The following is a 7,939-nucleotide window of genomic DNA, read 5'->3' on the forward strand; positions in this document are numbered from 1 at the left end:
TCCGGCCCGCGCGAGGCCGCCCCTTCGGCGTACTGCTGCCACTGCGTGGTGCCGCCGTACCGCCGGCGGGCCTCGGCCGGCCGGTCCGGGTCCCATCCGGGACCGAAGATCGCGGCCTGCTGCTCGATGGTCAGCAGCAGGCCGCGCTCCTGGGCCGCGATCATCCGGTCCAGCCCCGCGCCCAGCCGCCGCAGACGGTCGATCCGGGCGGCGACATGCGCGCGCTGCGCGCGCAACGCGCCCGCCACATCGGTGGTCGCCGGGTCCAGGAGGGCCCCGATCCGCTCCAGGCCGAGCCCCAGCTCCCGATAGACGACGACACGGTGCAGACGCTCCAGGTCACCGGCGGTGTAGAGCCGGTAGCCGGCGGCCGTCCGCAGCGACGGCCGCGCCAGGCCGATCTCGTCCCAGTGGTGCAGCGCCCGCACCGTCACGCCCAGACGTGCCGAGACCTGGCCGACCGTCAGGCCGCCGGAGTCCGTCGCATCATTCACGCTCCTCATTGTCACCGCGGTCGGCCCCCGGCGGCGCAGTGATCCCGATGGCTGCAAGGTTCCGTGCCTCCTGACCGGCCGGATCGAAGGGTTTCGCCGCGGTGAAGACGATCCGCGCGTTCTCGGGCGTGATCACCTCCACGTCGCGGGTGTTCCACGGGGTGTCCCGTGGCCCGTCGACCGCGTCGGGGCGCACCGCGCGGCAGGCCGCGACCAGGGGGTCGATCTGGTCGAGTACGCAGGCGAAGCTGACGCTCATGGCCGGCGCCCGGTCCGGAACGCCCGTCGCCGACAGGAGGAGTACGTCCTGGAAGGCCCACCGGCGCAGGTGCACGAGCGTGCCCGGAATGCCGAACAGCTCGAAGAACCCCAGCCCGCGCACCCAGAAGTCCACCGACGCCGCCAGGTCCTCCGTGGGGATCGTGACGAAGGCGGGCATCCCGTAGATGCCGCGGAACGGCTCGGGCGCCACCGCGTCCGGGCCGGGCGCGGGCACGGGACTCATCTCGAAGGCGTTGTAGTAATCGCTCATGGGGCCCACCCTCCGGCCTCACGCGGCGTGAGGGTCAAGCCGGGATCGGGCATCCACGGAAGCGCACGGCAGGACGGGCCCCGCGGCAGGGGATCGGGCCGGCTCCCCGAAGAGCCCGCGTAGAGCGTGGTGGACGGGCGGCGCACCCGCCGGAGCACCGCCCGTCAGCCCCGCCCCGAGTCCCGCAGGGCGTCGAGCAGGGTGCGCAGCACGGGCTGCTCCAGGGAACCGCTCCGGACGACGGCGTGGATCGTCCTGACCGGCTCGGGGTGACGGACCCGGCGGACGACGACGCCGGGGTGACGGGCGCTCAGACCGAGGCCCGGGATGAGACTGACGCCGAGTCCTGCGGCGACGAACCCCTGGGCGGTCGCGTAGTCCTCCGAGGTGGCCGCGAAGTCCGGGCTGAAGCCCGCCGCGGCGCAGGCGTCGACGAGGGGAGCGAGGCACGGGCCGGGGGGTTCGCTGCCGACCCACGGTTCACCGGCCAGATCGGCCAGGTCGACCACCCGCTTCGAGGCCAGCCGGTGCCCGGTGGGCAGAACGGCCCGGTACGCGTCGTCGAGCAGGTGGACGACACGGATGCCCTGCCGCGCGTCGGCCGGCGGCCGGACGACGACGGCCAGGTCGGCGTCCCCTTGGATCACCTCCGCCAGGGCGTCGTCCGGATCGGCCAGGCGGGGATCGATCGCCACCCCCGGATGCTCACGGCGTACGCGGGCGAGGGCGGGCGCCAGGAGGGTCGGACCGACGGAGGCGAAGTAACGCAGGGTCAACCGGCCCTCGCGCCCGGCACGCAGATCCGCCAGCGCCGTCTCCGCCTCGGCGAGCTGCTCGCCGATGACCGCCGCGTACCGCGTGAGCAGCAGCCCGGCCTCCGTCGGCCGCACGCCCCGGCCGACCCGTTCCAGCAGGGAGGTCCCGGTCTCCCGCTCCAAGGCGGAGATCTGCTGGCTGACGGCGGACGGGGTGTAGCCGAGGTGGGTGGCCGCAGCCGTCACGGAACCGCTGGTGATCACGGCGCGCAGCACCTGCATGCGTCTCACGTCAATCATGTAGTGCAACTTAACAAGCGCGTAGAACCTTTTTCTTGTCCTTCCGAAAGGAGTGCGGCACCGTTCAAGGCAGCTGATCAAGGAGACGACGGTGGACGGTGTCATACACAGGACGCGGGCGGGCGCGCGGATCGCCCTGCTCGCCCTCCTCTGGGGATCGACCTTCCTCTGGATCGAGGTGGCCCTGCGGGCGCTGACCCCGGTACAGGTGACGTTCGCGCGGTGCCTTCTCGGGTCGGTGACCCTGCTGGCCGTCTGCCTGGGGTCCGGCCGGCGGCTGCCCCGCGGCCGACCGCTCTGGGGCCGCGTCGTCCTGGCCGCCCTCTTCTGCAACGCCCTGCCGTTCGCCCTGTTCAGCTTCGGCCAGCAGAGCATCGACTCCGGCATCGCCGGCGTCCTCAACGCGACCACCCCCCTGTGGTCCCTGCTGATCGGTGCGGCCACCGGATCCGAGCGCGGTCTGCGACCGTCCCGCGTGGCCGGACTCCTGCTGGGCTTCGCCGGAGTCGTCCTGATCTCGGCCCCCTGGCAGGCGACCGGAGCGGGCGGCTGGGGCGCTCTCGCCGTCGTGGGCGCGGCATGCAGCTACGCCGTCGGCTTCCTGATCATGGGACGCCTGGTCGGCAGGGGCATCCCGACGATCTCCCTGTCCGCGGCGCAACTCCTCGCGGCGACCGTCCTCACCGCCCCCACCCTGGCGGCCGGAGGCCTGGCCCCCGTCGACATCACCCCGGGGCAGCTGATCGCCGTCGTCGTCCTGGGGGTCGTCGCCACCGGAGTCACCTTCCACCTCACCTACCGGAACATCGCCGCCGAGGGCGCCACCAGCACGGCGACCGTCGGCCATCTGCTCCCGGTGGTCTCCGTCGGGCTGGGAGTCGTCGTGCTCCACGAGGACTTCGGCCTGCGGATCGCCCTCGGCATGGTCGTCGTCCTCGCCGGGGTGGCCCTGAGCCGCCGGTCACCACGAGCCCCGGTACCGGACCCCGCCGCGACCGCCACCCGCCACCCGAAAGCCGACCACCCGAAAGCCGGCCACCCGAAGCCACTCCATCCGAAAGCCGGCCACCCGAAGCCCGGCTCCGCACCCCAGGAACGAGACGTACGACCGTGACCACCCTGACCGTGACCACCACCCCCGCCGCGTCCGTGGCCGCCGACTGGCTCGTGATCGGTGTGGCCCGGACCCCGAACGGGCCCGTACCGGCACCGGGAGCCGCGACGGACGCGGCGTTCGACGGTGAACTGCCCACTCTCCTCACCGCCTTCGGGGCGACCGGCGCCCCCGGCGAGACGCTCCGTCTGCCCGGCCCCGCAGGAACCACCGGCCCCCTCGTCCTCGCCGTCGGCCTCGGGCCCGCCCCCGCCGACCGCGAAGGCTATGACGCCGAGGCACTGCGCCGCGCGGCCGGAGAGGCCGCGCGCACCCTGGCCGGCGCCGGCCGGATCGCCCTCGCCCTGCCGACCGGGACCGCCGAGGCCGTGGAGGCGGTCGCCCTCGGCGCCCTGCTCGGGTCCTACACCTTCACCGCCTACGTCACCACCCACCCGACACCACCGGTCCGCGAGGTGAGCGTGCTCGTGGACGACGACCTCCGTACGGACGCGGAAGCCGCCGTACGGCGTGCCCGCGTCCTGGCGCAGGAGGTGAACCGGGCCCGCGACCTCGTCAACACCCCGGCCAACGACCTGTACCCCGAGAGCTTCGCCGCCGCGGTGGTCGCCGCGGGACAGGAACATGACGTGGCCGTCCAGGTGCTCGACGAGCACGCGCTCGCCGCCGGCGGCCACGGAGGCATCCTCGGCGTCGGCCAGGGTTCCGCACGACCCCCGCGACTGGTACGGATCGCCCACACGCACCCCCGCGCCACGACCACGCTCGCCTTCGTCGGCAAGGGCATCACCTACGACTCGGGCGGCATCTCACTGAAGCCCGTCGGCGCCAACGAGATCATGAAGCGCGACATGTCCGGGGCGGCCGCCGTCCTCGCCGCGGTCCTGGCCGCGGCCCGGCTCGATCTGGCCGTCAACGTCACCGGCTGGCTCGCACTGGCCGAGAACATGCCCTCCGGTTCCGCCCTGCGTCCCGGCGACGTCCTGCGGATGTACGGGGGCCGGACCGTCGAGGTGCTCAACACCGACGCCGAGGGCCGTCTCGTCCTCGCCGACGCCCTCGTGCGGGCTGCCGAGGAACGGCCCGACGCGATCGTGGACGTCGCCACGCTCACCGCCGCCATCCGATTCGGCCTCGGCGACCACGTCTTCGCGGTGATGGGCGACGACGACACCTTCCGCGACCGGGTGCTGGCCGCCGCCCGGGACGCGGGCGAGCGCGCCTGGCCGATGCCGCTGCCGGAGGAACTGCGCGGCAGTCTCGACTCACGGGTGGCGGACATCGCCAACTACGGCGCGCGGATGGGCGGCGGACTGGTCGCCGGGCTCTTCCTGCGGGAGTTCGTCCCGGCCGGCACCCCCTGGGCCCACCTGGACATCGCCGGACCCGCCTTCAACGAGGGCGGCCCGCACGGCCACACGCCCAGCGGCGGCACCGGCTGCGCCGTCCGCACCCTCGTCCGGCTCGCCGCCGGCGCGGCGACCGGGGAGCGCCCCGGACCGCCCGCGACCGCCGTCCCCGCCACCGGAACGGGCGGGGCGGCCGGCGTCCACCCCGTCCCGCCACTCGGGGACGCCCACCCCGCCCGCGGAACGGAGGACCGGTGAGCATCCTCTACCAGGTCGACGCCTTCACCTCCGCTCCCTTCGGCGGCAACCCGGCCGGCGTCGTCCTCACGGCCGACCGTCTCACCGACGCGCAGATGCTCGCCGTCGCCCGGGAACTCAACAACTCGGAGACCGCCTTCGTCCTGCGCGCCGACGGCCCCGACCACGACGTGCGCGTACGGTTCTTCACCCCCACGACCGAGGTGCCCACCTGCGGACACGCCACCGTCGCCGCCCACTTCGCCCGCACCGTCGAGTACGGCCTGCCCTCAGGTTCGCTGGTGCAGAAGACGGGTTCGGGTCTGCGGCAGCGGATCCGTGTGGACCGCGACGGCGACCGCGTACGGATCCACATGCACCAGGGAACGGCCGCGTTCGGACCCGAACTGGACGGACCCCAGGTCGGACGGCTCCTGCGCGCCCTGGGCGCCGCACCCGGGGACCTCGCCGGCGACGGCCCGGCCCAGATCGTCTCCACGGGCCACGCCAAGGTCCTGGTCGGACTGCGCGACCGCACCGCCGTGGACGCCCTCCGGCCGGACCCAGCCGCCCTCACGGCCCTCAGCCGCGCCCTCGACACCAACGGCTTCTTCGTCTTCACCCGGGCCACCGGCGACGCGCGCCTGCTCACCTGGTCCCGGATGTTCGCCCCGGCGATCGGCATCCAGGAGGACCCCGTGACGGGCAACGGCCACGGACCCCTCGGCGCGTACCTGCTCCGGCACCGCGTCGTGCCCGCGCCGGACGGCCGTCTTTCCTTCACCGGACGGCAGGGAGCCGCCATGGGCCGCCCCGGGGACGTCCGGGTCGACGTCGGCACCACCGCCGCCGGTGAACCGGACGTGTCGATCAGCGGCACCGCGACGACGGTGTTCCGAACGGAACTGCCGATCTGATGCGGCCTCGTGAGTGCCCTCGGGCCCGACCCGGGCACCGCTCGGGCCCGAACGACCGCGGCAGCGCGGGCAGAGGGGGGAGCGGGGTGGGTGGGGCAGGGTGGGGGACATGACGACCTACGAGACGATGCCGTTCCACCTGGAGACCGAGCGACTGATCCTCAGGCCCTGGGCCGCGTCGGACGCCGAGGAGTTCTCCGCCCTCCTCGCCGAGCGCGGCAAGGAGAGGCCACCGGTCGAGCGGATCCGTACCGCCATCGGAGAACTCCTCGCCACCACCCGCACCACGGGGATCGCCCTGCTGCCCGTCCAGCGCCGTGAGGAAGGCGACTTCATCGGCTACTGCGGGCTGATCACCGGCCGCTCCACCCTGGAGGAGCCCGAGATCGCGTACGAGCTCTTCCGCCGCGCGCACGGCCAGGGGTACGCCACCGAGGCGGCCCGCGCCGTACTCGGCGCCGCTGCCGCGACCGGCCGGAAGCGGCTCTGGGCGACCGTCGCCACGTGGAACACCCCGTCCCTCCGTGTCCTGGCGAAGCTCGGGTTCGAGCAGGACCGCGTGACCACGGAGGAGGAGGCCGGTGAAGTGGTTTGGCTGGCCCGGCCGTTGCCGTGACGGCGGGCAGTGACCCTCGGTGCACCTTGAGGATTCGGGCCGTGAACTTCGGTACCGCGCGGCTGCGTTCCTCCGGTGCCGTCCCGGTGCGTCGCGCATGCCGCCGAACCGTTCGCCCGCGCGTCCGAGTGACGCCCGTGCGAAGATCCCGGCGTGAACGATCTACGCCTCCGTCCCGCCGAAGACGCCGATCTCGCCGCCCTCGTACGGCTGCGCGACGACGCGGCCCGCTGGATGCTCTCCCACGGGATCACGGGACAGTGGCGGCCCGGCGAACTCGACGAGGACCACTTCCGCCGGATCACGCAGCGCGGGGAGGTGTGGCTGGCGGAGGCCCGCGACCGTGTGGTCGGCGCCTGGGAGCTCTGGTGGGAGGACGAGGACGCCTGGGGACCACAACCGCCCACGGCGGGCTACGTGCACCGGCTGATGGTGGACCACGGAAGCGTCCCGCCCGGGACGGGACGCCGGCTCCTCGACGCCGCGGAACGCCGCGTGGCCGGGGCCGGCCGCTCGGCGGTCCGTCTCGACTGCCTGGCCGGCAACGCACGGCTGACGGCGTACTACGTCGACGCCGGCTACCGGATCGTCGGCCGCAAGGAGGGCAAACCGCAGCCCGGCGGCACGCCCAAGTCGTTCACCCTCCTCGAAAAGGCCCTACGGACCGAGCCTGCGTAGGCCGACCCGCGCCTCCGCCCGGCCGGCTCCGCCCTGCGTTCGCACCCCCTGGTGAAGACGGCACAGGCAGCCCCGGGGGCGGACGCTCGTCAGCGTTCCGGATGCGCCGCCATGGCTCTGGAGAGGAGGGGGCTGTAGCGGTCCAGTACATCGAGAGCCGCGTCAGGGTCGGGCCCGGCTTCGAGAACGTCGTCCTCCTCGTAGGGTACGAGGCGCACCGCGGCCCCGACCGTCTCCCGGTCCCAGGCACCCGCGCGCACCGCGGTCAGGAGGGCGACCAACGCCTCCCGGTCGCTCTCTCCTTCGGCCACCTCGCCCAGGGCGATGTCCGCCTCCGCGAGGAGATGCTCGTCGTCGACGAGGTGGGCGACCACCCGCCCCGGGACGCCGATCGCGGGCGCCCACGAGGCTCCGTCCCAGCGAGCCGCCCCGCTGAAGTACCGGTCCGGCTCACCGTTGAAGGGTTCGAAGAACTCCATCGGCCCCAGCGCGGCGCGGATCTCCTCGAAGCTCAGCTGCACGTCGAACTCGTCGCGATCGCGCGTCACCAGCACGGGGGCGGTTCCGTCCAGGGCGAGCACGAAAGAGCTCCCGCCACCGTCGCCGTACACGGCCCGTTCCGGCTCCGGCGCGTACCGGGGAGGCACGTCCATCACCGCGGAGAACGCCGCCTGGAAGGCCAGCCCCGCGGCCACAAGGCCGGGGGAGGGCAGGGCTGCCCAGTCCTTGTGTTCACTCATACGGCAGATCGTCCCACGCACCACCGACAGAGCCCGGGACACCGGACACCACCCCCGGCCCGGGGCGCCGTGGCCGGAGGCCCCCCCGTGCGCGGTCGGGCGGAGAGGGGTGCCTCCGCCTTCACGGACCGGCCCCGACCGCCGGGCGCCGGGCGCGCCGAGGAACGGTGAACCCCTCACCACCGCCGTACGGCGAGCGGCACCGGC

The 7,939-nt window shown here is 73.9% G+C and carries 8 protein-coding genes and 1 pseudogene; 5 read left to right on the forward strand and 4 right to left on the reverse strand.

What is annotated here, in order from left to right; genetic code table 11:
- The 3 genes from RIF68_RS19260 to RIF68_RS19270 form a co-directional block, all read right to left on the reverse strand.
- Positions 1 to 494 (reverse strand): MerR family transcriptional regulator (locus RIF68_RS19260; protein WP_309052519.1); only part of this gene is annotated, 494 nt, incomplete at its 3' end.
- A complete protein-coding gene (locus RIF68_RS19265) occupies positions 487 to 1,026 on the reverse strand; it encodes a VOC family protein (RefSeq protein ID WP_309052520.1) in 540 nt (179 codons plus the stop codon). The genes RIF68_RS19260 and RIF68_RS19265, both read right to left, overlap by 8 nt.
- Positions 1,027 to 1,190: 164 nt before the next feature.
- Positions 1,191 to 2,081 carry a LysR family transcriptional regulator gene (locus RIF68_RS19270; protein WP_309052521.1) on the reverse strand — a complete coding sequence of 297 codons (891 nt, stop codon included), beginning with the start codon at positions 2,079 to 2,081 and terminating at the stop codon, positions 1,191 to 1,193.
- Between the two features lie 91 nt (positions 2,082 to 2,172).
- Here RIF68_RS19270 and RIF68_RS19275 point away from each other — a divergent pair, with 91 nt between their 5' ends.
- The 5 genes and pseudogenes from RIF68_RS19275 (at position 2,173) to RIF68_RS19295 (ending at position 6,992) form a co-directional block, all read left to right on the forward strand.
- Positions 2,173 to 3,195 (forward strand): DMT family transporter, encoded by a 1,023-nt coding sequence (locus RIF68_RS19275; protein ID WP_309052522.1) that lies wholly within the window; start codon positions 2,173 to 2,175, stop codon positions 3,193 to 3,195.
- A pseudogene (locus RIF68_RS19280) lies at positions 3,192 to 4,685 on the forward strand (leucyl aminopeptidase); the annotation flags it as partial. The gene RIF68_RS19275 and the pseudogene RIF68_RS19280, both read left to right, overlap by 4 nt.
- A gap of 113 nt (positions 4,686 to 4,798) precedes the next feature.
- Positions 4,799 to 5,698 (forward strand): PhzF family phenazine biosynthesis isomerase, encoded by a 900-nt coding sequence (locus tag RIF68_RS19285; protein WP_309052523.1) that lies wholly within the window; start codon positions 4,799 to 4,801, stop codon positions 5,696 to 5,698.
- 109 nt (positions 5,699 to 5,807) lie between these two features.
- Positions 5,808 to 6,314 carry a GNAT family N-acetyltransferase gene (locus tag RIF68_RS19290; RefSeq protein WP_309052524.1) on the forward strand — a complete coding sequence of 169 codons (507 nt, stop codon included), beginning with the start codon at positions 5,808 to 5,810 and terminating at the stop codon, positions 6,312 to 6,314.
- A gap of 153 nt (positions 6,315 to 6,467) precedes the next feature.
- Positions 6,468 to 6,992, forward strand: a complete 525-nt coding sequence (locus tag RIF68_RS19295; protein ID WP_309052525.1) for a GNAT family N-acetyltransferase — start codon at positions 6,468 to 6,470, stop codon at positions 6,990 to 6,992.
- Between the two features lie 89 nt (positions 6,993 to 7,081).
- Here RIF68_RS19295 and RIF68_RS19300 read toward each other — a convergent pair whose 3' ends face one another.
- Entirely contained in the window at positions 7,082 to 7,732 is a 651-nt protein-coding gene (locus tag RIF68_RS19300; protein ID WP_309052526.1) for a hypothetical protein, read from the reverse strand.
- Positions 7,733 to 7,939: the final 207 nt, after the last annotated feature.

This window comes from Streptomyces sp., from assembly GCF_031178505.1.
Lineage (GTDB): Bacteria > Actinomycetota > Actinomycetes > Streptomycetales > Streptomycetaceae > Streptomyces > Streptomyces gulbargensis.

Excerpts from the sequence above, each read along its gene's own strand:
- RIF68_RS19265 (WP_309052520.1), bottom strand. The coding sequence starts at position 1,026 with ATGAGCGATTACTACAACGCCTTCGAGATGAGTCCCGTGCCCGCGCCC.
- RIF68_RS19270 (WP_309052521.1), bottom strand. The coding sequence starts at position 2,081 with ATGATTGACGTGAGACGCATGCAGGTGCTGCGCGCCGTGATCACCAGC.
- RIF68_RS19290 (WP_309052524.1), top strand. The coding sequence starts at position 5,808 with ATGACGACCTACGAGACGATGCCGTTCCACCTGGAGACCGAGCGACTG.
- RIF68_RS19300 (WP_309052526.1), bottom strand. The coding sequence starts at position 7,732 with ATGAGTGAACACAAGGACTGGGCAGCCCTGCCCTCCCCCGGCCTTGTG.